This window comes from Chryseobacterium viscerum (genome assembly GCF_002899945.2).
GTDB lineage: Bacteria > Bacteroidota > Bacteroidia > Flavobacteriales > Weeksellaceae > Chryseobacterium > Chryseobacterium viscerum.
Genome location: NZ_PPEG02000002.1, coordinates 476972 through 499880, shown reverse-complemented (window position 1 = coordinate 499880; position 22909 = coordinate 476972). Strand labels below are relative to the sequence as shown.

Here is a 22909-nt window from a genome sequence, read left to right as displayed (position 1 = left end):
AATAACCTGAAATTTTTATCAATTAATGTTAAAAAAATCAGTGACTTTTGAAATATGTTCTTTTGTGACTACAAACTGATCCTGATGTTGATCTTCCAATAGATTAGAATACTTATTATTAAAGATGAGTTCCAGTGTGTTTCTTTTCAAACCAGGTCGGTAATCTTCTACAATACTAAAGTTAAGAACAACCGAGCGGTTGATCTGTATAAAGCTGCAGTCCTTGAACTGCTGTGCCAAAGACCCCAGGGTTTCTTTTACAGGATATTCTTCACCATTAACTGCAAAGAGTTTTACATGTTTCCTAAAACGGTAGAAGTACAGGATTTCCTGTCGGATATCAAATTGCAGGTACTGCCTACTGTGATCAATAGTTAATGTTTTAGTTTCAATATTTTCACTGTTCTGATCAATTTCTCCGATATACTCTATTGTGGGCTTGGGCTCTGTCAGCAGGATATAGTGTATAACATAATAGAGGTTCATAAAAACGATAAAGGCAACAATAACGGGAAAATCTATCAGTAAAAATCCATTGTCTATAATATTCTGTTCCAAGGTATGAAAGTAGATGGAAATGAGCATCAGATCAGCTGTGGCCGGCAGTATAACACCCAATAAAAACTGTAATAAGGAACGTTTGACAGGCTCGGATCTCCAGGGAGATCTTTTATCGAGCCATACCGTTATTATATGTACAGTGTATGTCAATAAAAATGATATGGCAAAGCTGATGGCTAATGCCACATAAAAGCCGGGTGAGGTGAAAGCCTTCACCAAATTAATGGACCGCCCGTGAAATAGAATGTAAAAAGAGGCTGCAAATGCACCGGTAATGCGTAGCTTTTTGTTATTGTAAGCTATGGTTTTCATGGTAAAATAGTTTTTATATTACACATTTGGGTGAAATATCTTAAGGAAGCCAATATACAAAAACTATTTTTTATTAACTTTGTGTTAATCAGCCTGATAAAACGAATAACTCTAAAATTTCAGAATATGTCATTATTTCCATTTTCTCCGGTGGGTGTTGAGGATATGCTCACTCAATTGTATTCTCTCCCGGATGCTGCTTTGTCCGTTCATGCAAAAGCGATCAAATTATCCTTCAAACAGTGGATGAAACATCGTTTCATTCTCAATGAAAACCAGCTTCGTTTTCTTGGAGGAATCAGTAATGAAGTTTCCGCATCGTACGGAGAGCAGTGTTCTTTCTGCTTTTTACACCGTCTGGATATAAAGCTTGTTTCTCCTTTGGAACCTGAAGTTCCGGGTTACGCAAAATGGATAGGCTCTGATAGTACCATATCGGTAAAAACTGATGGAACGGGAGAAAGTGTTATTTCCGGTGGACTTACTTTTACGGTCAGCTACCAATAAAAAACCTGACGGGATAGTAAATAAAGAAAACTGTTTGGGAAATCCAAACAGCTTTTCTATGAAGATATATTAAAGTTATTTTATCAAAATTACAAAAAATATTTTAACCCGATTGACAACCCGAGGGGGTAGCAATTTACAACTTTTATAAAAACCTGTTTCCTAAGAATTGCCATTCAATACATAATTACGGATTAACAGGTTCTGGTGGGATCATAAAATCAGTGACAACAAAAAAAAAACCGGGATATATGAAATATCCCGCGCCAAAAACCCGCAACGGTATTCGATAATTTTCCGAAAAGGAAGAATGGAGTGATGGGAAAAGGAAATATTAGCGAATGGTGTTGCACCGATTTCCCCGCACAGAGACGTCCACGAGCATCGGGAGTGGTTGTCTTTGTGCCGCCCGATATTTTTCGGGCTTTGAATTTTACACTTTTATGGGTTGGGAGCGAAAATCCTTCAGATTCAGGAAGAACCCCCTGTTTTCTGTCATTCCGTTGCGGAATAAATTCCAGAGTAAGGAACATCCCATTTGTGCCAGTGTAGCATTGATATATAAATCCTGCTTTTCAAGTGCTTCGGCAAGTGAACAGCTCGGTGTGTCGTCGTCGCTTTCGGACTCTCTGAGCAGGTCGCCAAATTCTTCGGTAATAAAAAGCAGATTTGATACTGTCTCGTATTTCTCGGAATTGGGCTGGTGAATATTTCCGATCGTTGAAAGAAGAACCTGACCAAAATCTTTGCCGTTTCCATAGTCCATTACATACTTTACTTTATGACGGTTGAACCTGTCATTACCGAGTTCTTTGAGCATTTCAGCGATTTCAAAACGTGATTTTACACTGTCCACACACGAAATAAACAGCGTGGCAGATGCGTGTTCGGGCAGTTTCCCTAAAGGAGTTCTTTCAAATTTAGCGGTTTCAGCCTTCCAATTGGTTCCGGAAAATCGATTGGCTCGGTTAATTATGGCAACTGATTTATACAAACCCACTTCACAGTCTGCAAAACGCTGTCTTCCTAAATTAGCCTGTGTCACAATATCATCGTCCCATAACCGGACAAACAGCCCTGCGTGTCCCAATTCAATTAAGCTGTGGTTCATTTCCATAAGTGCCGTTAACACCTTTGATCCTGTACCACCAGCTCCGAAAAGATTTATTTCAATCGGGTTGGTAGGGTTGATCAGGTAATTATCCGTAAAGTGGACTCTTGTTTTTTCTGTAGGGAGTATCCCATTTTCTATAGTGATCATGGCAATAGGTTTTTAAGGGTTTGGTTGTTGGTTAAGAGTATATCTTTCGGAAACGGCTCATCGGTATTGACGAGTTTTTTCCAAAGGCTTACACAATTTCCATTGACAGGATTGTGGTCTGCCATCAGGTGGCTGAAATAGGAATTGAAGAAATAGTTTTCCCATGCGGAGGTAAATTCGTCGAGTGATGCTGTTTTCTTTATCCTGACATCTACCGATCCCATACAAACTGCCCCATCATTATATACATTAAAGAATGGAGCATGATAAAGAACTGTTTTTTCTGTGGGTCTGGAATTGGTAGTAAGAGCATACACAAAAAGTCTGTTGCGATTGGCAACCCATAACATTGGAGGAACATTTGCCTTTCCATTAGGGATTTCCAATTTTTCGGCAAAGAACATTTCCCGCTTCATGGCTTTGGTATACCAAATGACCACACCATTATGGATGGGGTCAACCTGTAAAATATAACTGCTCATCACTCCCTGAGATTTAAGGAAAGACTGTTTTTCCTCCGTTATTTTTAAAGACTTTGCCAAGAGATTGGCTTCCCTTACGGTGAGTGGATGGGCATTAATGAGATTACCGTTTTTGTCCATGTCAAAATGTTCCACATATCCGTCTGCATTGGTTTTGTTGGTTTCATAGAACACAAGGGCAGATTTCGGATAGTATAAGGGTTCAAAATTTTCTGTAATGTTGGTTTGATTATTCATGGTGTTGGAATTTGTAGTTGTTTAACAGGTAAATAAGATCGTCCAATACCGTAAATAAGCGGTCTTCAAAATCAAGGCTGTTATTGGTTAATGGTTTGCCGTCAAAGCATTTTTTTACGATGGGTTCTTCTATGTCTCCGTATTCCCCGAATTCATTGTTGACCATTTCAAAAAGACTGTCGGACAGCCATCCTTTATTATCAGCATAAAAAGAAATATACTTTTCAATGGTGAGAATATTGTCATTTTCGTAGTCTTCATGTTCCCACTCGGTGGCTTTGGTATTTCTGAAAAACTTTTCTTCGGGGTATAGTTCATAGAGTTCAAGGGCTTTTTTAGCCACTTCAAAACATTCCCTGTCAAAATCGGTCTTGATTTTAAATTGGTGTAGACGGTCTTTCATGACTTCCAGATTTTTACGGCTGAATAATTTCTGTTCCATTCTCTCACCGATCCATTCTGCCTGTTGGAGTTCATTTTTATAAATATCGGTTTCTTCGGTCTCCTCGTCCTGTTCGAGCCAATCGGTAAGCATTTCATACTGCCAATAGAGATAGGTGTCTTCCTGCCTGTAGTACGGAATATCAGCAATGTGGTACAGATAGGCACAGACCGATAACAGCAGGTGGGCAGATTTCTTTTTGGTTTTGTCCTTTAGCATCAAAAAAAGAGGAATCATCGGGATATAATACAGGGTGGAACTCGTGCTGTATCGTTCCTCACTGATAAGATACGTTTTCGTACCCTCCTGTATTAGTTTGAGACTGTCCCAATGAGTGGCTTTATTTTTGAGTTTCTGCTGAATATCAGACAGGGAAAGGGCAATATTATAGGGATATTCAAAATCCTGTATCGGCATCGGTTCAATCCCGTAATGCTTAGAAAGTCTGGAAAGGGACTTATAAAAATCCCTTTCCATTTTTTGTGATTTCTTACCAGCCTGTACGGACTGCTGAGTTTTCAGTCTCGGTAGAAACGTGGTTTTTAGAAAACCATCGGGAGCTGGCTCAGGGGAACAGACTTTCGTTTGTCTTTTTGGATTTCTCCTGCGTCTTTGGGCTGTTTCATCCAATGGACGAACTCCGTTAACTGCCGATGCAGTTTTCTTTGCTGTTTTTCTTCGGGTGTTTGTACTATCCCCGCTATAATAGGTCGTTGCATAATTCATTTTTTTAATTTTTAGATTTATCCTTATCCTTTTGTTCCCATGACACTCTCGAAATGATATTCTACGGTATCATCTTTGATTTTTGGGGCTGATATTTTGGCGGTGGTTAGTATGGAATAAGTATTGGAGTAAAAGTTCAATACGGCTTCTACGCTCCATTTTGGTTCAGGGTCGGTCAGTTTAATGTCCTGACCTTTATCTTTGAACAGGAATACTCTTTCTAATTGGGTGGCTAATAACATGATTTTTGATTTTTGGGGTTTAACATTTATGTACCTGTTTATTGAACTATTCATTGAAAAGGCTTGGTGCAAAATGATGCTCATAGACGGACTGTTTTTTGCGGATTTGTTCGGCATATTCGGGGTATTCCGAACCCTTTGGAAGTGCTGTCCATGCTTCCTTGAACTTGCCTTCCTTCTCCAATTGCTCTGCTTTTTGCAGGGCTTCATTGTATTTTTTGTCTTTGGCTTCTTTTTCTTTTTTCTCCTTATCGGCTTTTTCCTTTTCCATTGCCGAATGCTTTTTGGTTTCCTCCAACTGTTTCATAAAGGCTTCCATACTGACCATAAGCCCTGAAGCAGACTGCAGGGGCGCAGTAATATTTTCAAAAAAACCGTTATCAAGTTCTTCGGGTGTTCCCCGAAGGGTTAAAGGGGGTATGAGATGTTTGGCATCATCCCCGCACTGCTCGTTTTGGAGCAATATGGATACAATCCAATTGTTTTCTGTGCCCTGTCCGATGGTGATTTGCAGATCACCTGTTATATTCATTTGGGCGATTTGATTAAAAAAATACGTGTTCATGGTATTAAAATTTTAAGGTGTTGGATGCTGTTAATTTTATAAGCCAATCGGCATGTTCACCATTGGCTGTAAACAGGTAGTCATTGTCTTCAATAGTTTCCTGTACTGCCTTGTCACAGATCAGGTATTCGTAAGAATTTCTAAGATTCTCATACAAATAAGTGTTGAGTATTTTCATACTCTGCTCTGCCCAATCTTCTAACTTTTCGAGTTCCTGTTCTATGTTGGGGTACGTTTTAGAGTGGTTGGTCAGCTCATTTTTGGAATGATATTTTACCCAATAGCCTTTGTTTGGCGCTTCCGTCCATATAGAGATTTCAATGTCTCCGCTTTCGATAAGATTTAGCATTCGTTTACCGAATGAGAAAGGTGGAAAATTTAGTTTTAAGGTTGGAGCGTGTTTTCTCCAAGATTCTTGTGTAATTCCTTTGGTAAATTGTTGAATATCAACCTTTGATGCAAAGGTGCTTCCGTCTCCCTGCGACCAAAATCCACTAAAGAAAATCTCCTGCGGGCTTGTCGTGATTCCTAACAGTGAGCAGATACTCACAAAATCATCGTACTCGGTCTCCCACCAATCATGATGGGTGTTACAATACCGAAAACGTTCCAATACTTTTTCCCGCACTTCCTTTTCAAGCTCTGAAAAGGGGTATAATTTGACGTTTATTGTTTTCATTTTTTCTTAATTTTTAATAGAGGTTTATTACCGTTTCGATCATAATTGACCTTATAACCGCCTGTTTCAATGATGCTTTCTAAGAGATTTCTAGCCTGACAGGCATCCCAATCATCCTCTTTGGTCATATCCAGATAATGAAGCCTTTCAAAATCCTTTACCATTCGGGCAATGATGCTCAGTGCCCGATATTCCGTTGTATCTGCCAGATTGCTCATGATGTCTGTTTAGATTTAAGTTGTCGTAATTTCTCGTAGAAGTCCGTCCAATAGAGATTCATCCTCTTATCGAAGTCGGTAAACCGCTTGTCTTCGTGCCTGTAGTCCTTATATTCTTCTGCCATTTCGATGGCTTCGTCCAGATTGGTTACCACAATCGTGTGACCATTGATGTCAATGAGTTTCATACGTGTGGTTTTAATGGTTAATGGCAGTTTTTACACGACTATTTTGGTCTACAAATTTTTCAATAAGAAGCTTTGCTTTATGATTGATTCTGTCGACATATTTTAGGGCTTCTTTCTTGGTTTTACAGATACCTCCGTTGACTTTCCATGTTACTTTTGTTTTATGGACAAGTGAAGGAGTTTTATAGGCATCATAGATTGTCCACAAAATCTCTTCGTCCCGCTTTACCTGTAATACTTCAAGGTATTCTATGCCTTTCCCTGTTTCTCCGTAATGAGTAGACAGGAATAAATTTCCGTTCCGGTCTAAAATTTGAAATTTGACAAAATCGCTGTCATTCAAAATAATATTGAATAGATCATTGATAACAAGATGTTCATTGAGTGTAACGAGCTCTTCATATTTTTTGTAGGTGATAATTCCGATTTTCATATTTTCTGTTTTTTAGTGTTTAATATCTTTTCTATTTAAATGGTCAATGATTTTTTGAATGGAAAATTCTTTTGTCCAATATTCATCGTCCTGTAGGCGATGTGTGGAGTAACTAGCCCAACCGTTTTTTTGAATTTCAAGCATATTACCAAAGCGCCTATTTTCATTGTTGGATAAGAATTTTATATCCTTTTTGCTAGGTATCACAAATGACCAATGCTGATCTCCGAGCAAATCCATAGAATCAATATTGCTATCATCTTTATAGAAATACACTGTTGCGAAATAGTCCATCGTAGAAAGATCATTTTTAGTTATTGAAAAGGGGATTATCGCATTCAAGCGGGTTTGCATTTCTTCTTTCCAATTTTCAGTTATCTGAACTATTGCATAATTGCAATCGTACAGCTCGCTATCGGTTTTTGCCTGTAGCATCAAGTATTCTGTTGGTTTTTCTGATAATTTCATGATGGTGGATTTTGATTGTTATTCATTAAACCTGTTATTTTGCGCTCCAACATCATTTCCAATAGATCGTTCTGGCTTTCGTAGGTTTCACCCTCGAAGTGATATTGGTCCGTATTTTCATCAAAATGGATTTTCTGAAAATCTTTAGCTTCCAAATAGATATGCTCAAAAATGCCCTCGATATAAGTCGCCTTCCCATATCTTCCGTTGGCTAATTCTTCGTATTGGCATTCAAAATGACAATCGTATTCATTAGCGATTTCGGCAAGACGGTTAATATTCGGTCTGTATTTGGTTTGATAAGTGAGGGTATCACATTCATCCCAACATATATCAAAGAAGTAACCTTCATCGGCTTTTATCCAATCGGGTAACTGCCCCTTTTTCTCCTGCTTTTCTTTTTCAGCCATTAATACAAACAGCTCTTTTATTTGTAAAATCAAAAGGTATTCACCTTCAAACAGTACGTTGTTGTAGCACCAATCAGCCATGATTATTTAATTTGTGGAGTTGTTACAATAAATGGATCTATCCCAAAAAGCAGGTGTATCGCCAGTCTTAACCGTTGATTGCAGTCCTCTGTCAATGAATATTCAATAAGGCAGTTGATTGTAAACAGGGCATCATATCCATCAAATAATTGATGAGCAAAGAGTCGGTGGTTTCTCTGAAATTTTTTACCGCATTTTTTTACGGCTTTTTCGATATTCCGAACGAGATCGAACCACAAACCACTTGTTACCAAACTCTGTTTCCATTGGCTTTTAATCAGTTCTTCGTTTTTCAAAAACCGCTGTGTTTCCTGTTCTATAAAAAGGGTGATATTGGGAATCTCTTCGGGTAATAAATCCGCAATCATTCTTCCTTTTTCTACGTTGTATAATCGATGTAATGTTTTCATATCGTTGTTGTATTGAGGTTTATCCTATTTTTTGATGTTAATTTTTTTCATTTTGATAATGGCACTTTCAGGGCATCCTTCAATTGCCATGATTTGGTCTTTTGCTCCCTGCTCACCACTGAGCGATACGACTGTCAGGCTCATATTGCCCTTATTGTGAGTAAGGGTTACGGTATAAATTTCTATGGTCATGAGATTTAATTTTTTAAAGGCAACCACCTTGTCAGGGCGGTCGCCTGTAGGTTGATTAATTAAGGTTGAATATTTCTGCGCCCTCTGTGGCGAAGGCTGTACATAGTTCAAATGCTTTCTGCGATTTGAGTTGCGCTGTTCCACCCATGACAATGGATTGCAATTTGGCTTCATCATCTTTATAGGTACGGACATTCTGGTAGTAGCCTGTCACCGCATTATAGGCTCCGAACAATGTCCCTTTGGTCGAGTCCATTTGTTGGGTGTCGCTTATCATAGCATAGGCAAAAGCATCTTCTACGGTGTTTTTAAATACGGTTGAAATTTCGTCTTCATTACCTTTTTGCAGGTGTTGCAGGGTTTCTTTATTAGGGCATAGGGCTAACTGAATGAGTTTTTTTACTTCTTGGTCGTTGACCTTAACTTTTGCCCACTCGTTAAAAATACCTTCTAACTGTGTACTGAACTTGTTAGCCAAGCCCATTACTTTATGGGCATCATCGAGACGTTGTTTTGCTCCCGAAGTATGACGGATGCGTACGACATTACTCATATTACGGAGTGAAGCGTTAAGGGTATTCTGGCAGACAATGCGGATAGGGGTAAATGCTGCGGTAATACTTCCGCTACCATCGTGTGAGGTGGTCAGGAAAATGTACTTTTCTACGATGTCGTCACCATTACCAATACGGATATAATCAGGCAGTTTGGCGGTGATAAAAATACGTTCTCCATCACCTAAAGCTCCTGCCGTCTCGTACAGGATTCCGTCACCACCGCCTACAATAGAGTCAAAGAAAGAAAAGGCTTCACGGTTCTGTACGATCTGGTAGTCTTTGCCTACTACGCCGAGTACTGCATTGTTATCGTTTCGGATATTGGCGAAATAATCCGGAACACGCAGTTCACTGTCTGCTATCTCAATACCCTGCGAAGTTTCGATAATGCCCGAACCTTTAGTATAGAGCGGGGTTTTGATGACTTCATAATCTAATCCTGCGTGTACAATGGCTTCGGCACTTGTCGGGTAGTCTTCTACGATCTGCCCCAGATTGTGCCAGGCTTTTTCCTTTACGCTGAAAAATGAATATTTGCCTGTTCTGTTGTTGAAATTTAAGTTATGTGCCATGATATTAAATATTTAGAGTTAAAAATTTGATAGAATTGATAGATTGAATTTGATTGTAATGACCGCTGTTAAAATGGGAGGTCGCCCTCTGCTCCCATATTGTTAAACTCGTTGTCCTGCGGGGTTGGGGTATATTCTGAAGCTTGTGAGGTTTCAGGTGTTTCTGCGTTTTTACCGCCACCCCCTCCGTGGAGTTTGATTTGGGAGGTGTGGAAGTTGAGCCCTGCGTGGGGTTGTCCGTCACTGCCTTGCCACGCTCGTGCGTACACTCGTCCCGACAGCTCTACGAGTGTCCCTTTGGTGAGTATTTTTGCGATATTGGGGCTTATCCAATAGGCGCAGTCGAAATAGGTGGTCTGCTTTACACGCTCGCCCTGCTTGTTTTTGTAGCTCTCGTTGGTGGCTACTGAGAAGTTTACCACTTGTTTGTCCTGTAACACTGTGCGTACCTGCGCATCGCTTGTTAATCTTCCGATGATGTTCATGATTTTTGATTTTTAGGGTTTGAGATTTGATTTTTTTTCTGATTTATTCGGTAATGAGAGGAGGTGCTGTTTCGTTTCACTCTAAGTCCATTTCTACTATTATTTTCCATTTCTGACATTTTTTTTATTCGTTTAAAGAGCCGGAGTATGCTTTGTTTCGTTTCATGAGCATAAAAGGTTAGTGTTCAGCAGATGCAATTTTTTGGACAATAAATACGACCCGCATGGGTGGAGATTTTTGGTCAAATCCGCAGGACAACGAAATTTCAGCTGCGGTTAAAACACGGAGATACCTTTGCTCTTGAAACGGAACAAAACAGCAGACCCGGTTCTTTGAATAAAAAAGATGGGAAGCAATGGCAATGTCCATTAGGTAAATGGTCCTATGTGATCGAAACAGCCCTCTCATTCCGAAATTTTTTTTTAGTGGTTGAAGAGAATGTATGTGATATACAGAGAAGAGTTTTTCTAAAAGGAACTGGGCTGTAAAAGTCTATTTAAAGAAAAAAAGAAGCATTACTACCAAATTGCCTTGGTGAAAGAAATGACATTTTTTTATGAAAGTTGGATGTTGCACCGCTCGGTGCTGTAGCAGGTGATAAGACAATCACTGGGAGCAAAAAGAGACGTTCTATTCTCATTGCAGCAATAAAGAATTGAAAAAAGATCTCCACTTCTATTTTAATACGACAGGTTTTGGCGCTATGCGGGTATAGCTTTGCCATATGATATAACGTATTGAACAACAATATACATGTGTTAACAAAAATTAATGAAAATATGGGGTTTTTACGGATGATGTATTCTAATTATTAATAATATTTTTAACCAGTCAAATACACAAGCTTATGAAAAAAAATTATTTCTGTGCTTTAACCTTATGCACAGTCCTGGGATCAGCTCAGGAAGTGGTATGGCAGAAAGAAATCAAGTCAACAACGCAAGACTTTTTAAGCCAGGTCACCACAACAATCGATCAGCAATACCTGATCACGGGAAGCTCTATTCAGAGCGAAAAATTACAACAAGCCAGTAAGCAGAACAATGGTTTCGATTTCAAATTGATCAAACTCAACCAACAGGGAGAGCTGGTCTTTGAGAAATACTTTTCCGGGCAGAACCATGATTATTTATCCGCAACCGTTACTCCTATGTTTGAATCGCACTTAGTAAATAATAAATTTACTAATAAAAAGTGAAGGATCGTGAGAGCAGAAGCGTAACTTAACAACTCCCAAAGTATGTACATGAGTAGATATTGCCTCACGTTCTTTTCCTTTTTGAGTCTGAACAGAATGTAAGAAATATGGCATAGCTATATATTCAGAATATCCACCCAGGAGAAAAGACGAAGGAAGGTTATTCACTTATTTAATTAAACAAATAAAAAAAAGTGATGACAATTTTAAAACAGGTAGCAGGCATTGACGTAGCTCAAAAGGAACTGGTAGTATCCCTAGGACGTATGGATCAGGAATTAACTTTAGAGATCTTTGACTACAAGGTATTTCCAAACAACCCAAAAGGATTTAAAGCTTTAACCCAGTGGGCTGAAAAGCAGGTTAAAAATGATGTAAAGATCCATTATGTAATGGAAGCTACCGGTGTTTACCATGAATCATTAGCCTATTTTCTGACCGACAATGGCTCAGAAGTAAGCATTGTTCTACCCAACAAGATCAGCAATTTTTTCAGGACACTTGATGTAAATACGGTTACCGACAAAACAGCATCACAAGCCATTACCCGCTTTGGACTGGAAAGGAAACTGGAAGTATGGCAAAAGCCAAAAAAGATATTCAGAGACCTGAAGCAGCTAACCCGTGAAAGGGGGCAGCTGATTGCAGATAGAACGGTGTTAAAGAACCAGTTGCATGCGGAAAATGCAGAAGCTTTTCCCAATCAAAGCAGTATCAACAGGACCAATAAACGTATCAGGTTAATCGATAAACAAGATCTGGAAATTAAAGCAGAGATAGGGGCTCTTGTCAAAAAGGATACGGAATTGGTTAAAAAGATTAATATGATAACTACTATACCGGGAGTAGGAAAATTAACCGCAGTAATAGCCCTGGCAGAGACAAATGGTTTTGAACTGATTAAAAGCAAGAAGCAGTTGGTCAGTTACAGCGGGCTGGATGTCAAGCTCAAAGATTCCGGCACCTCGGTAAAAGGGACACCAAGAATATCCAAGAAAGGAAACAGGCATCTTAGAAAAGCGATGCATATGCCGGCTTTATCTGCAATGAGATTTAATGATCAGCATAAAGCATTATTTGTCCGTCTGGTTTCGAAACATGGCATAAAAATGAAAGCCGCAGTAGCGGTACAAAGGAAAATATTGGAACTGATTTATGTGATCTTTAAAACAGATAAGCCATTTGATAAAGATTACATGCCGTCAAACGTGCCAAAAGAGGTAGCAGTGATACAAAAGTTAGAGCAGCCATTACGAAAATGAAACTGCCCTAATGAGGCTAACATAAAGCCGCCTTGAATAAAACAAAATTAAAAAATATTTGGAATTCAACACAGAATCTACTCAGGATGGAGGTTTTTTACTTGCTGGAACGTCTTATTCCGGAAAAGGATTAGATAAGAAAGAGGATTCTAAGGGAGGGTCAGATTTATGGCTCGTAAGGGTTAATCCGTTTGGGGAGGAACTGTGGCAGAAAACATTAGGAACTGCCGCAGACGAAGAAGCCAGAGCAGCCATTCAAACCACCGATTTAGGATTCTTCGTTGCAGGTAACGTGCAAAACGCTGCAAAAGGTTACGGTTCAAAAGATGTTTTAATTACCAAATTAGACAAAGACGGAAAAGAATTATCCCATCTTATTTTAGGCGGAAAAGGTTTAGATGAAGTGGAGAAGATGATTCCAACAAAAGACGGTGGCGCACTACTCGGAATCTACTCAAGAAGTAATGCCGGAGGGACAAAGAAAACAGAAAATTATGGAGAAGGAGATTTTTGGGTGGTAAAACTTTCTAAGGATAATAAAGTGGAATTTGAAAAGAACTTCGGAGGTAAAGCAGATGATCATTTGAGAACCCTGGCATTAACTTCAAGTGGTTTCATTATTGGTGGAGAATCCAGATCAGAAAGATCAGGAAATAAAATGGTAGGAATAGAAGAAGGAACAGACCTTTGGTTAGTTGCCCTTGATGACAAAGGAAATGAAAGGTGGCAGAAGTCCTACAACTTTGGAAACCGTGATATTCTGATGGGCATGAGCGTTTTACATTCAGCAGATGACAACTCTACCAAAGGAATTTTACTGGGGGGATATACTCCTTCCGAGGGCAGAGTGAAGGCAGAGGATAATACTTTTTGGCTACTCTATATTAACCAGTTAGGGAACGAAGCATGGAGAAAATATATTACGGGAGAATCCAGACAAAAAGAAGAGCGACTTTCAGATTTGAAACTGAACAGAGATGGTTCTATTGTTCTGGCCGGAACCAGTGCAGAAGAACTGGGTAAAGAAAACTGGAAGATCATAAAACTGGGCGACAAGCAGGTTGATCAACTCATTGAAAAATATGACATCAAGATCTATCCCAATCCAGTATCTGATTATGCTTACGTAGAAATAGGATTCAACGACTTCAAAGAGGCTGATATTCTATTGTATGACATGTCTGGAAGACAGCTCCAAAGTATAAAAACAAAGAACAAAGTGACTAAAATCAATACGCAAGCCCTTGTTCAGGGAGCATACGTAGTAACGATCAAAACTGATACGAATAAAACGGCGAATGCTAAACTAATTAAGAAATAAAAACACAATGAAAAGAAAAATTATTACTATCCTTTTTCTTGCAGCTATGATTTCTGTTGCAGGTCAAGGTGGGGGGCCTTCAGGCCCGCAAATAACGGGAGGTAACCCTTCCACCTTACCTAAAATATTCCCTTCTTCCCCTGAAGCATTTAAATTAGGCAGTTATGGGAATATACCAGTAAGTCTTTTTACAGGTACGGCTAACGTTAATATACCTTTGACAAATTACGAGGCCGGAAATCTTAGCCTTCCTGTGGCGCTGAGCTATGGGTCGAATGGAATTAAAATCGATGACATGAACGGGTCCACCGGACTCGGTTGGAATATGATCACAGCTGGTGTGATTACAAGGACTATCAGGGATCTTCCTGATGAAGAAAATGTAAATATATCTTTCCCTTCTGATATTGAGAACTTAGGTACACGCCATCCTGTAGTTATGCAGTACTTCCAGAATGCTTCCAATGATCTGGTTGATTCGGAGCAGGATCTATATATGGCTAATTTTAACGGGCACAGCATTAAGTTTGTATTCGACAGAAGAGGAATGCCTATCGTTTATTCCCAGAAAGATGTCATTGTTGAAGGGCAAAGTGGTGGCAATTCTTTCACCATTACGATGGATGATGGGATTAAATATTATTTTACAGATAAGGAAACTACAGAGAACAGGACTTCAGGAGATGGACATTCACTTTTATCTAATAATATCACTGCCTGGTATCTTACCAAAATAGAAGATCCGGCAAGTGGGGAACAGATTATTATTGAGAATCAGAATGCAGGATATTCTACCACCTTGACTAATTCTCAAATGATGCGATATACCATAGGGCCAGCACAACCTTCAGTGTGTGGAGGCTCCGCATTTTCTCTCCCACCAGTAGTTGGTGGACTAATCAGTCATTTACAAGCCGTGGGTGGAAAACAAATCAAAAGGATTTATAGCAATAATCCAAATTATGGAGAAATTACCTTTGAATATACGACATCAACAGGAGATCAAGATTATCAGAAGCTTAGTAAGATTATCAGAAAATTAAATTCTGTGACTATTAATGACATAAATCTGAGCTATTCGCTTACTGCCAATAAAAGGCTGTTTTTAAACAGTATTAGTGATAACATATCAAAAGCAGTTCATTCTTTTGAATATATAAATCCTGAAGAGCTTCCGGCAAGGCTTTCCTTTGCCAGAGATACAGGAGGCTACTATAATGGTATGTTAACCAACACCAATCTTATTCCTCAGTTTTCAATACCATCAATATCTTACACTGGTGCAGCTCAGGGGGTAGTTCCTGCTAAATCACAGGTTGGAATGCTAAAAAAAATAATTTATCCAACCAAAGGAAATACGGAATTTTCATATGAAAATCATACCCAAAAACAAGATAAACTTATTACGCCAGGTCAAAGCAGTGGAGTTTCAATAGGTGCAGAGAGTACCGATATTGATGCCACAAATCCTCATATAACAAAATCAGAAACTTTTACTTCTATACTGGATGAAGAAACTATGCTTGGTGGATCGGCATCTTTCAATGTCACAAAATGTGATCCCAATTTACAGGTAACAGGGAAACATAGAGCTGCTGTTAAACTTACAAAACCCAATGGAGAGCTTATTCCTTTTTATATTAAAAATCCAGGTGGATCAACAACTACAATAGGGACTACGTTTGTTTTACCTCTGAATGGAAATACATTTTATGCGCAGATTCCCAAAAATCAGTTACTAAAACTTTCAATTACCACTTCTTTTGAGTGTACAAGATCATCTATAGCCGCTAGTTACACGACGGCTGAACCTGTTTATGGATACGTCCAGACTGATATTCAAGGGGTAAGAATCAGTAAAATTGTAGATAATTCGGAAAACGGTGTTGCTACAACCCGCCGGTTTGTTTATAAAGATATTGGAGAATCATTTTCAAATGCAATAGTGGTTAGAGAGCCTGTTTTTACAGAGGGATTAAATAAAACAAGAACCTGTGTCCAGAACTCGCTACCAGGGAGTACCGGAGGGTCTATCCCCTGGGGAGTTGAAAGATTTACTTATTGCGCGCTCACTTCTTCCAATATCAACCAACTTAATGCCACGCACCCCAATCTTTTTTATAAAACAGTGCAGGAAATTATCGATGGTAAATCGACGATCGTACATCAGTATTCTACCGAAACTGATTATTTCGGGAAGATTTTGCGGGGAGCAGATATAAAATCGGCACCCTGGACCAACTTTGGATGGAGCAACGGGAATGAGATTCTAACCAAGTATCTGGATAGTGGAAATAATATCGTAAGAACGCTGGAGATGAATTACGAAGAGGACACAACAAGAAAATTCCAGGTAGACGGCTTTGCCATCAGAAAGAACTACGATGTTCCGGTATCAATGAATGTTACCCAGACCTGTACGGCTGCAAAGATTAATGCAACGTACGAACAAACTTATTGTACCACAAATCATAATCATTTCAGAAAGTCTGTAGACGGCTATAAAAACTGCTATACACCTGGAGCTAATAATGTAACATTAGTTTACAAACATCAATGCTATGGTAAAAACGTTGGTGACATTATTACTTTTGATGATCAATTGGACAATCTTGATATTGTACAATACAAAAATATTTCCCATTTCGAGTACCTAAAGTCCCAGAAAACTACAGATTATCTGAATGGAACTGCGATGAAAACAGAAACTCAGTATTTCTATAATAATCCAAAACATACTCAGCTGACGAGCCAGAAAACTATTTTTCCGGATCTGTCCACAGCAGAAAAAACGTATCAGTATGCCCATGAGAAAAGCAACCAGCTGATGATTGATAGAAATATGGTAGGCATTCCACTGGAAACAAAGACGCAGCAAACTGTAGATAATATAGCCAAAGTAACCTCCCGTGAGGAAACTATTTATCCACCTGCTCTGCCTCATGCAATCACCGGAAATTTAGTACTTCCTCTGTCTGAATATTCTTATGATACTCTGAACCCAACTGTTTCCTCTAAGGAGGTATCTTATGAAAAATACGATGAAAAAGGAAATATTCTGCAATACAGAGAGAAAGACGGTACTCCTGTAAGTATTGTCTGGGGATATAACAAAACCAGACCGATTGCCAAAGTTGTAGGCTCTACCTATAGTCAAATCGAAGGAATGATCAGTACTATCGTAGCGAAATCCAATGAAGATGCCACTGATCCTACTAAAGAAGCAGAACTCTTATTGGCTCTTGATGCCTTCCAGCCTGTGGGGATGGTAACCAAATATACCTACGATCCTTTGGTGGGAGTAACCACCATTACACCACCATCAGGAATAAGAGAGCTGTATGTCTATGACACTGCTAACCGATTGAAACAGGTTCAGATAAGGGAAAGAGACAACGCCGGAAACTACAGCTTCAAGGTGGTGAAAGAATTCAAGTATAACTATAAGCAGTAAACACCAATGAAAAAAATAAAACTATTAGGTCTGCTGTTTACAGCCATGGTGACCTATGCACAAAGTACAACAGAAAACTTTATACAGTCCAAAACCTGCCTAAGCGGTGACTGCAGTAAAAAAATAGAGACGGTAACCTATATCGATGGGTTGGGAAGACCTAAACAGATTGTTAGTGTAAAAGCTACCACTACAGGGAAAGACCTGGTTACCCCCATTACCTATGATGCTTTTGGAAGACAGGCGAAGGATATTCTTCCTGTTCCGGCTAATACCCTCAATTCTGCTATCCATACAGGAATTGTGAATGAAAGTACAGCTAATTCTTATTATGGTGCGGCCAATGCCTACACGGAAAAAGAAATTGAAAACTCTCCATTAGACAGAGTATTACAGCTGGCTCAGCCGGGTGATCCGTGGAAGATGGGAGGTGGACATACCCAAAAGTATAAATATGAAGTAAACCAGGGCTCAGAGGTAAAGAAATTTATCACGAGTACAACTACAGCTACCGCTGGAACAGATAACAAAACAATTTCCACTGTATCCATAGCACCGGGAAGTGGCTTTTACGATGCGGGGATTCTGTACAAAAATACCGTAACCGATGAAGACGGGACTCCGGTCGTTCAGTTTCAGAATGGACGTGGTGAGACGGTACTGGTACGTAGAACCGATGGATCACAGAACATTGACACCTATTATGTCTACAACGAATATGGGCAAAAAGCATTTGTAATTCCCGCTCTGGCTCTAAAGAAGATAGAACAGAATAACAATGTTATTTCTGCGGATATTTTGAACAGCCTGTGCTACCAGTATCGATATGATGGACTGGGCAGACAGGTGGAGAAAAGGTTACCAGGAAGGGATGATTGGGAATCTGTGGTGTATGATGCTGCAGACCGCCCGGTTCTTACCCAGGATGTGAACCTGAAAAATAAAGGGCAATGGCTGCTGACCAAGTATGATGCCTTTGGCCGTGTTGCCTATACCGGGCTTATCTCTGGAGGAAGCCGGGCAGATCTACAGGGACAGATTAGTAATCTTGTTATTAGCGAAACACCTACTGCTACAGGCTTTAGCAAAAATGGGATTATGGTGTATTACACCAATACTCTTTTTACTAATTTTCAGACTCTTCTTTCAGTTAATTACTATGACTCTTATCCAAGGGATACCAAGGAGTTTCCTCCTGCGAAAATCCTCGATCAATATGTAGTTAACGAAGACAAGTCACTTAACGGAGGGGCTAATACCCAAGGTCTGCCAACAGCTTCTTATGTAAAGAATATTGAGGATGACAACTGGACGAAAACCTATTTCTATTATAATACCAAAGGGGGAAAGATTGCTGAGAAAAGCTGGAACCATTTAGGGGGGTACACCAAAAAGGAATTTAAGCTTGATTTTTCCGGGGCAGTAGATGAAAGCTATACCTATCACAAAAGATTGGATGCCAGCACAGAAGTTGCCCTCAAAGAAAGGTTTGTGTATGATGATCAGAAAAGACTGCTGAAGCATTATCATAAGGTGAACAACCAAACAGAAGAACTGCTGGCAGAAAACACCTACAATGATCTGGGACAGCTTACCAATAAAAAGACAGGCAATACCACGGGTACGCCTTTGCAGTCTATAGACCAAACCTACAATATCAGAGGCTGGCTTACGAAAGTAAATGATCCTGCCAACTTGAACGGAAAGCTTTTCGCTTATGAACTTAAATATCACAATCCTGCTTATTCTGAAGTTTCTACAGGAAAATACAATGGGAATATTGCAGAAATGGACTGGCAGGCTGCTGATGGTGGATGGTTTAGAAGATATAATTACCAGTACGACGGATTAGATAGATTAAAAAGTGGGATTTATTCTGAACCCAATGGAACAATTCCCAAGAATAATCGTTACAATGAAACCCTTACCTATGACGTAAACGGGAATATCCAGACCTTAAAAAGAAACAGGTATTTTCTTGGTATCGAAGTACAGCTGATGGATGATCTGAGCTATACCTACACAGGGAACAGGCTTACATCAGTAACTGATGCTTCAGGTAATTATGCAGGGTATCCTGATATTTCGGGAAATCCTATCCCTTATGACAGCAATGGGAACATGACCAAACATTATGATAAAGGTATTCTGCAGATCGATTACAATCACCTTAATCTTCCCAACTATATAAAATTTGATAAGGAGTATCTTTCCCGTGAGAACGGACAGTTTTATAAAGTCAATACAAAATATCTGTACAATGCAGGGGGAACTAAGCTCAGAAAGACGTACACCTATGGAGCAGGAAGAGGACAGAGCGAGGCCGTAAGTAAAACAGACTATCTGGACGGCTTCCAGTATACCAATGATGTACTGAGTTTTGTCCCTACCTCTGAAGGATATTATGATTTCGTACAAAATAAGTATATTTACAACTATACCGATCAGGTAGGAAACGTCAGATTAGCGTATTACAAAGATGCTTCCGGAAACCTGAAAATAGACAGAACCAACCATTACTATCCTTTTGGATTAGAGTTTGGCGGAGATTTGAATCTTAATGGTACAGTATCGCCAAACTACAGATACTCTACTCAGGGGCAGGAAAACCAGGCAGATAGTAGATGGAGCTCTTACCGATGGAGGAACTATGATGCCGCTATGGGAAGGTTCTTCAATGTAGACCCATTAAGTGAAAAATATGCTTATCAGTCGCATTACAATTTCTCAGAAAATAGGGTTGTTGATGGTAGAGAGCTGGAAGGCTTAGAATGGATACCAATACCAGCATACGGAGTTGGAGCTATGACACCTCCTCCTATTTACGCTGGAAAAGCGGGAGCAGGATCTGCAGTGTATGAGCAGATGAAGGGTAATGCTATTAATAACTATAATGGCTTATTAAGAGTAATTGGTACTCAGATAAATGTGGCAGCAGCAGTAGGTAGTACCGGATTAGTAATCGCTAACCGTGTACTTAACAACGATAGTGATAAAAAAGTAAAAAGCGGAGATAGTGGCTCTTCTGCTGAAAAGAAGAAAACAACTTTTGAAAATAATAAGACTAAGGGAAAAAAAGCAGAGAAAGAAGTTACAAATGAACTTGAAGATGAGTTTCCAGATGATGACGTATTAACGCAGGTTACAGGTAAGTTTAAAGATGGTAAAACAACCGTATTCGATAATGTTATATTGGATGGTCAAACAAAGAAAGTTAAAGGAACTAACGAAACTAAAACAGGAGAAGCTAAACTTAGCAAGCCACAGAAAAGGTATCGTAATGGAGAAACAGTAGAACTTACAGGGAAAAAGGCAGGAGAAGCAAAAGGACAAGAAATAAATATTAATAACATACCAGATAGAGTAACAAGACGATGAAAATAAAAGAAGTATCACAGCAGATAAGTGAAGGCATTTTAAAAAGCTTTCAAAAGCATGGATTTAAATACAGAAAGACGCAGACTGAATTTATTCGAAAAACAGAGACGTCAGATCAAATATTTCGGTTGCACTATTATAAGGAAAACGACATTACTATAACCATAAAACCTGAACTAATAATTCATGTACATGCGATAGAATCTATTTATAAATCAATTGCTCAAATTGAGGGAAGACCTTATTCAACACTGGGAAATTACTTTTCTCATATCCGAGATTATGATGGTGACGCTACTAATTACAAGAGGAAGCCTACTAAATATTGGCTGATTGAGAATGATAATGATATACAACATCTAATTAAAGTCATCCCTGAATATCTTGAAGAGGATATTTTACCATATTTTGATAGCAATTCTACTGTCAGTCGTGTAGATGAGCTACTGAATGAGTACCCTGATAAAATGTGTGTACACAACTATATATATCCATCAAGAGCGAATATTGCCATAATCGCTGCAAAACTCAACAACAACCCTCATTATGAGAAACTTGTAAAAATATACGAAGAACGAATGGAAGATGCAGAAGAAAATACCAAGATTGAATTTTTCAAGCTTAAAGAGTTGTTGGCTTCCAAAAAATACAATTAGAGAATAATATTATTTATGGAAACAGAAATAATAGATAGATGTAATCAAATACTTGAAGAACTTTATAAATTCTCATCTGAAATTTTATTATTAGGTGAAGAAATTTTAGATACCAGATTAGAGGATTTCGAACAAAAAATAGGATTTAAACTTCCTGAAGACTTTAAATACATCTTAAAAAAACATAACGGAATTACATTGGCTGGAACTGAAGTATTTGGACTATCATCAAAGTTTAAGGGTAATTCCCTAGATGAAATTTATGAATTTGAACATTCAGAAGTAGAAAATACAATGCCTAACTTTTTTGTTCCTTTTTCTCCAGATGGTCAAGGAAATCATTATTGTTTAGATTTATCAAAATTAATTGAAGGTATATGTCCAATAGTATTTTGGCAATGGGACTTTGATTATGCGAATTTTGAAGATGTAGAGGTCAGTAATGCGAATTTTACAGAGTGGATTGGTGAAGTTATGATAGAATGGACTCTTCAAAATTACAATTTTGATGGTACAGAAAAATAGTGATGATACAAATGACAATATTTAAAATATATAGTTAATAATTTCGGGTATTGAAAAATAATACCCGAAATTTTAAAGGTTAATACGTACTTGTTCCTATCAGGTAGGAAACGTCAGATTAGCGTATTACAAAGATGCTTCCGGAAACCTGAAAATAGACAGAGCCAACCATTACTATCCTTTCGGTTTAGAGTTTGGTGGAGAGCTGAATACTTCCAATTCAATTACTCCAAACTATAAATACTCTACACAAGGACAGGAAAAGCAAATAGAAACAGGATGGAGTTCTTATCGATGGAGGAACTATGATCCTGCGATGGCGAGGTTCTTTAATGTTGACCCGTTAAGTGAAAAGTACGCTTATCAATCGCATTATAATTTCTCTGAGAACAGGGTTGTTGATGGTAGAGAGCTTGAAGGTCTGGAGCATTTACCAATGAATGCAGCAAAGGTTTATGAAGAAAGGTTAAAACGAGCTAACAGTCTTGATGCGCGAGGACAAAGTGTTGAAGCTTCCAGATTAAGAGAACATGCTGATGCAATGCAGGAAGTTAACACCTTGGTTATTTCTGCACCTATATTTGAAATTGAGGAAGTTGTACTATCCGTAAGAGCAGCAAGTGCATCAGGGTTCTTTGGAAGAGTTTGGTCTGCAATGAAAGGAGTTTTCACGGGTGCAGAAGCCAATGCTGGTATTGCAGAAACAACCATAGGAAAAGTGCCGAATCCCTATGGAAAAGCTGGAGGACCACTACATCAGTCGAAAATAGAAGAAGTTGGAAAAAAATTAGAAGCTGATGGATTCACAGAAATAAGACAAGAAGCATTGGTAAGAACTCCTGATGGAGTTAAATCGAAAAGATTTATTGATATACAGGGAAGAGACCCAAAAACTGGTGAGATTAAACGTTTTCAAGTTGGTAGGCAGAATAAAAACGGTACTCCGGTATCAAGAGAAAAAAAAGCATTAGATGATATTGAAAAGGCGACTGGAACAAGACCTGAATTTGTACCTTATAATCAAGTGACTCCCAAAGTCTACCCTAAGAAATTGGATAATGCAGGAAGAATTGCACCTTAATATTT

The 22909-nt window shown here is 38.8% G+C and carries 25 protein-coding genes; 9 read left to right on the top strand and 16 right to left on the bottom strand.

The genetic code is table 11. From position 1 onward, the window contains the following. Positions 1-18: 18 nt before the first annotated feature. On the bottom strand, positions 19-873 hold the full coding sequence (locus C1634_RS05910; protein WP_103231889.1) for a LytTR family DNA-binding domain-containing protein: 855 nt from the start codon (positions 871-873) through the stop codon (positions 19-21). Between the two features lie 126 nt (positions 874-999). On the opposite strand from C1634_RS05910, the gene C1634_RS05905 reads away from it, so the two are divergent. Then, on the top strand, positions 1000-1380 hold the full coding sequence (locus tag C1634_RS05905) for a hypothetical protein (RefSeq protein ID WP_103231888.1): 381 nt from the start codon (positions 1000-1002) through the stop codon (positions 1378-1380). 433 nt (positions 1381-1813) lie between these two features. Here C1634_RS05905 and C1634_RS05900 read toward each other — a convergent pair whose 3' ends face one another. From C1634_RS05900 to C1634_RS05835, 15 genes are all read right to left on the bottom strand, one after another. After that, the gene (locus C1634_RS05900; protein ID WP_103231887.1) at positions 1814-2641 is read right to left on the bottom strand and encodes a PRTRC system ThiF family protein; all 828 of its coding nucleotides are present in this window, start codon (positions 2639-2641) and stop codon (positions 1814-1816) included. After that, entirely contained in the window at positions 2638-3360 is a 723-nt protein-coding gene (locus tag C1634_RS05895) for a PRTRC system protein B (protein ID WP_103231886.1), read from the bottom strand. The genes C1634_RS05900 and C1634_RS05895 overlap by 4 nt, the downstream gene beginning before the upstream one ends. After that, complete coding sequence (locus tag C1634_RS05890) at positions 3353-4528, bottom strand: hypothetical protein (protein ID WP_109738035.1); 1176 nt, start codon at positions 4526-4528, stop codon at positions 3353-3355. The genes C1634_RS05895 and C1634_RS05890 overlap by 8 nt, the downstream gene beginning before the upstream one ends. 23 nt (positions 4529-4551) lie before the next feature. After that, entirely contained in the window at positions 4552-4770 is a 219-nt protein-coding gene (locus C1634_RS05885; RefSeq protein WP_103231900.1) for a PRTRC system protein C, read from the bottom strand. A gap of 46 nt (positions 4771-4816) precedes the next feature. Further along, entirely contained in the window at positions 4817-5335 is a 519-nt protein-coding gene (locus C1634_RS05880) for a PRTRC system protein E (RefSeq protein ID WP_103231884.1), read from the bottom strand. A 4-nt stretch (positions 5336-5339) separates the two neighbouring features. After that, a complete protein-coding gene (locus C1634_RS05875; RefSeq protein ID WP_103231883.1) occupies positions 5340-6014 on the bottom strand; it encodes a hypothetical protein in 675 nt (224 codons plus the stop codon). Then, entirely contained in the window at positions 6011-6232 is a 222-nt protein-coding gene (locus C1634_RS05870; protein ID WP_103231882.1) for a hypothetical protein, read from the bottom strand. The genes C1634_RS05875 and C1634_RS05870 overlap by 4 nt, the downstream gene beginning before the upstream one ends. Then, a complete protein-coding gene (locus C1634_RS05865) occupies positions 6229-6420 on the bottom strand; it encodes a hypothetical protein (protein ID WP_103231881.1) in 192 nt (63 codons plus the stop codon). Before C1634_RS05865 ends, C1634_RS05870 begins: the two co-directional genes overlap by 4 nt. Before the next feature lie 10 nt (positions 6421-6430). Then, a complete protein-coding gene (locus tag C1634_RS05860; RefSeq protein ID WP_103231880.1) occupies positions 6431-6853 on the bottom strand; it encodes a hypothetical protein in 423 nt (140 codons plus the stop codon). A gap of 12 nt (positions 6854-6865) precedes the next feature. Further along, positions 6866-7321 carry a hypothetical protein gene (locus C1634_RS05855; RefSeq protein ID WP_103231879.1) on the bottom strand — a complete coding sequence of 152 codons (456 nt, stop codon included), beginning with the start codon at positions 7319-7321 and terminating at the stop codon, positions 6866-6868. After that, positions 7318-7812 carry a DUF1281 family ferredoxin-like fold protein gene (locus C1634_RS05850; protein WP_109738034.1) on the bottom strand — a complete coding sequence of 165 codons (495 nt, stop codon included), beginning with the start codon at positions 7810-7812 and terminating at the stop codon, positions 7318-7320. The genes C1634_RS05855 and C1634_RS05850 overlap by 4 nt, the downstream gene beginning before the upstream one ends. A 2-nt stretch (positions 7813-7814) precedes the next feature. Continuing rightward, the gene (locus tag C1634_RS05845; RefSeq protein WP_123921388.1) at positions 7815-8222 is read right to left on the bottom strand and encodes a hypothetical protein; all 408 of its coding nucleotides are present in this window, start codon (positions 8220-8222) and stop codon (positions 7815-7817) included. A gap of 24 nt (positions 8223-8246) precedes the next feature. Beyond that, the gene (locus tag C1634_RS25885) at positions 8247-8414 is read right to left on the bottom strand and encodes a hypothetical protein (protein WP_165835264.1); all 168 of its coding nucleotides are present in this window, start codon (positions 8412-8414) and stop codon (positions 8247-8249) included. A gap of 55 nt (positions 8415-8469) precedes the next feature. Beyond that, positions 8470-9543 (bottom strand): DUF932 domain-containing protein, encoded by a 1074-nt coding sequence (locus C1634_RS05840; protein ID WP_103234529.1) that lies wholly within the window; start codon positions 9541-9543, stop codon positions 8470-8472. Between the two features lie 68 nt (positions 9544-9611). After that, positions 9612-10028: a single-stranded DNA-binding protein gene (locus C1634_RS05835; RefSeq protein ID WP_103234528.1), complete on the bottom strand. Its 417-nt coding sequence runs from the start codon at positions 10026-10028 to the stop codon at positions 9612-9614. Between the two features lie 848 nt (positions 10029-10876). On the opposite strand from C1634_RS05835, the gene C1634_RS05820 reads away from it, so the two are divergent. From C1634_RS05820 to C1634_RS05785, 8 genes are all read left to right on the top strand, one after another. Further along, a complete protein-coding gene (locus C1634_RS05820; protein WP_228409998.1) occupies positions 10877-11227 on the top strand; it encodes a hypothetical protein in 351 nt (116 codons plus the stop codon). 197 nt (positions 11228-11424) lie between these two features. Next, entirely contained in the window at positions 11425-12489 is a 1065-nt protein-coding gene (locus C1634_RS05815; protein ID WP_103234525.1) for an IS110 family RNA-guided transposase, read from the top strand. 58 nt (positions 12490-12547) lie between these two features. Beyond that, entirely contained in the window at positions 12548-13810 is a 1263-nt protein-coding gene (locus C1634_RS05810; protein WP_228409996.1) for a T9SS type A sorting domain-containing protein, read from the top strand. Between the two features lie 7 nt (positions 13811-13817). Further along, positions 13818-17264 (top strand): hypothetical protein, encoded by a 3447-nt coding sequence (locus C1634_RS05805; RefSeq protein ID WP_109738033.1) that lies wholly within the window; start codon positions 13818-13820, stop codon positions 17262-17264. A 6-nt stretch (positions 17265-17270) separates the two neighbouring features. Then, positions 17271-20642 carry a DUF6443 domain-containing protein gene (locus C1634_RS05800; protein ID WP_109738032.1) on the top strand — a complete coding sequence of 1124 codons (3372 nt, stop codon included), beginning with the start codon at positions 17271-17273 and terminating at the stop codon, positions 20640-20642. Beyond that, positions 20639-21298, top strand: a complete 660-nt coding sequence (locus tag C1634_RS05795; protein ID WP_103234076.1) for a hypothetical protein — start codon at positions 20639-20641, stop codon at positions 21296-21298. Before C1634_RS05800 ends, C1634_RS05795 begins: the two co-directional genes overlap by 4 nt. A 15-nt stretch (positions 21299-21313) precedes the next feature. Next, entirely contained in the window at positions 21314-21823 is a 510-nt protein-coding gene (locus tag C1634_RS05790; RefSeq protein WP_103234077.1) for an SMI1/KNR4 family protein, read from the top strand. 82 nt (positions 21824-21905) lie between these two features. After that, positions 21906-22904 carry an RHS repeat domain-containing protein gene (locus C1634_RS05785; protein WP_185145117.1) on the top strand — a complete coding sequence of 333 codons (999 nt, stop codon included), beginning with the start codon at positions 21906-21908 and terminating at the stop codon, positions 22902-22904. Positions 22905-22909 lie beyond the last annotated feature (5 nt).

What these genes read in the sequence shown, in the direction of transcription:
- C1634_RS05875 (WP_103231883.1), bottom strand. Translation starts at nt 6,014, where the DNA reads ATGAAAACAATAAACGTCAAATTATACCCCTTTTCAGAGCTTGAAAAG.
- C1634_RS05910 (WP_103231889.1), bottom strand. Translation starts at nt 873, where the DNA reads ATGAAAACCATAGCTTACAATAACAAAAAGCTACGCATTACCGGTGCA.
- C1634_RS05820 (WP_228409998.1), top strand. Translation starts at nt 10,877, where the DNA reads ATGAAAAAAAATTATTTCTGTGCTTTAACCTTATGCACAGTCCTGGGA.
- C1634_RS05870 (WP_103231882.1), bottom strand. Translation starts at nt 6,232, where the DNA reads ATGAGCAATCTGGCAGATACAACGGAATATCGGGCACTGAGCATCATT.
- C1634_RS05880 (WP_103231884.1), bottom strand. Translation starts at nt 5,335, where the DNA reads ATGAACACGTATTTTTTTAATCAAATCGCCCAAATGAATATAACAGGT.
- C1634_RS05885 (WP_103231900.1), bottom strand. Translation starts at nt 4,770, where the DNA reads ATGTTATTAGCCACCCAATTAGAAAGAGTATTCCTGTTCAAAGATAAA.
- C1634_RS05905 (WP_103231888.1), top strand. Translation starts at nt 1,000, where the DNA reads ATGTCATTATTTCCATTTTCTCCGGTGGGTGTTGAGGATATGCTCACT.
- C1634_RS05795 (WP_103234076.1), top strand. Translation starts at nt 20,639, where the DNA reads ATGAAAATAAAAGAAGTATCACAGCAGATAAGTGAAGGCATTTTAAAA.
- C1634_RS05835 (WP_103234528.1), bottom strand. Translation starts at nt 10,028, where the DNA reads ATGAACATCATCGGAAGATTAACAAGCGATGCGCAGGTACGCACAGTG.
- C1634_RS05845 (WP_123921388.1), bottom strand. Translation starts at nt 8,222, where the DNA reads ATGAAAACATTACATCGATTATACAACGTAGAAAAAGGAAGAATGATT.
- C1634_RS05805 (WP_109738033.1), top strand. Translation starts at nt 13,818, where the DNA reads ATGAAAAGAAAAATTATTACTATCCTTTTTCTTGCAGCTATGATTTCT.
- C1634_RS05840 (WP_103234529.1), bottom strand. Translation starts at nt 9,543, where the DNA reads ATGGCACATAACTTAAATTTCAACAACAGAACAGGCAAATATTCATTT.
- C1634_RS05850 (WP_109738034.1), bottom strand. Translation starts at nt 7,812, where the DNA reads ATGGCTGATTGGTGCTACAACAACGTACTGTTTGAAGGTGAATACCTT.
- C1634_RS05895 (WP_103231886.1), bottom strand. Translation starts at nt 3,360, where the DNA reads ATGAATAATCAAACCAACATTACAGAAAATTTTGAACCCTTATACTAT.
- C1634_RS05815 (WP_103234525.1), top strand. Translation starts at nt 11,425, where the DNA reads ATGACAATTTTAAAACAGGTAGCAGGCATTGACGTAGCTCAAAAGGAA.
- C1634_RS25885 (WP_165835264.1), bottom strand. Translation starts at nt 8,414, where the DNA reads ATGACCATAGAAATTTATACCGTAACCCTTACTCACAATAAGGGCAAT.
- C1634_RS05900 (WP_103231887.1), bottom strand. Translation starts at nt 2,641, where the DNA reads ATGATCACTATAGAAAATGGGATACTCCCTACAGAAAAAACAAGAGTC.
- C1634_RS05865 (WP_103231881.1), bottom strand. Translation starts at nt 6,420, where the DNA reads ATGAAACTCATTGACATCAATGGTCACACGATTGTGGTAACCAATCTG.
- C1634_RS05800 (WP_109738032.1), top strand. Translation starts at nt 17,271, where the DNA reads ATGAAAAAAATAAAACTATTAGGTCTGCTGTTTACAGCCATGGTGACC.
- C1634_RS05855 (WP_103231879.1), bottom strand. Translation starts at nt 7,321, where the DNA reads ATGAAATTATCAGAAAAACCAACAGAATACTTGATGCTACAGGCAAAA.
- C1634_RS05790 (WP_103234077.1), top strand. Translation starts at nt 21,314, where the DNA reads ATGGAAACAGAAATAATAGATAGATGTAATCAAATACTTGAAGAACTT.
- C1634_RS05890 (WP_109738035.1), bottom strand. Translation starts at nt 4,528, where the DNA reads ATGAATTATGCAACGACCTATTATAGCGGGGATAGTACAAACACCCGA.
- C1634_RS05860 (WP_103231880.1), bottom strand. Translation starts at nt 6,853, where the DNA reads ATGAAAATCGGAATTATCACCTACAAAAAATATGAAGAGCTCGTTACA.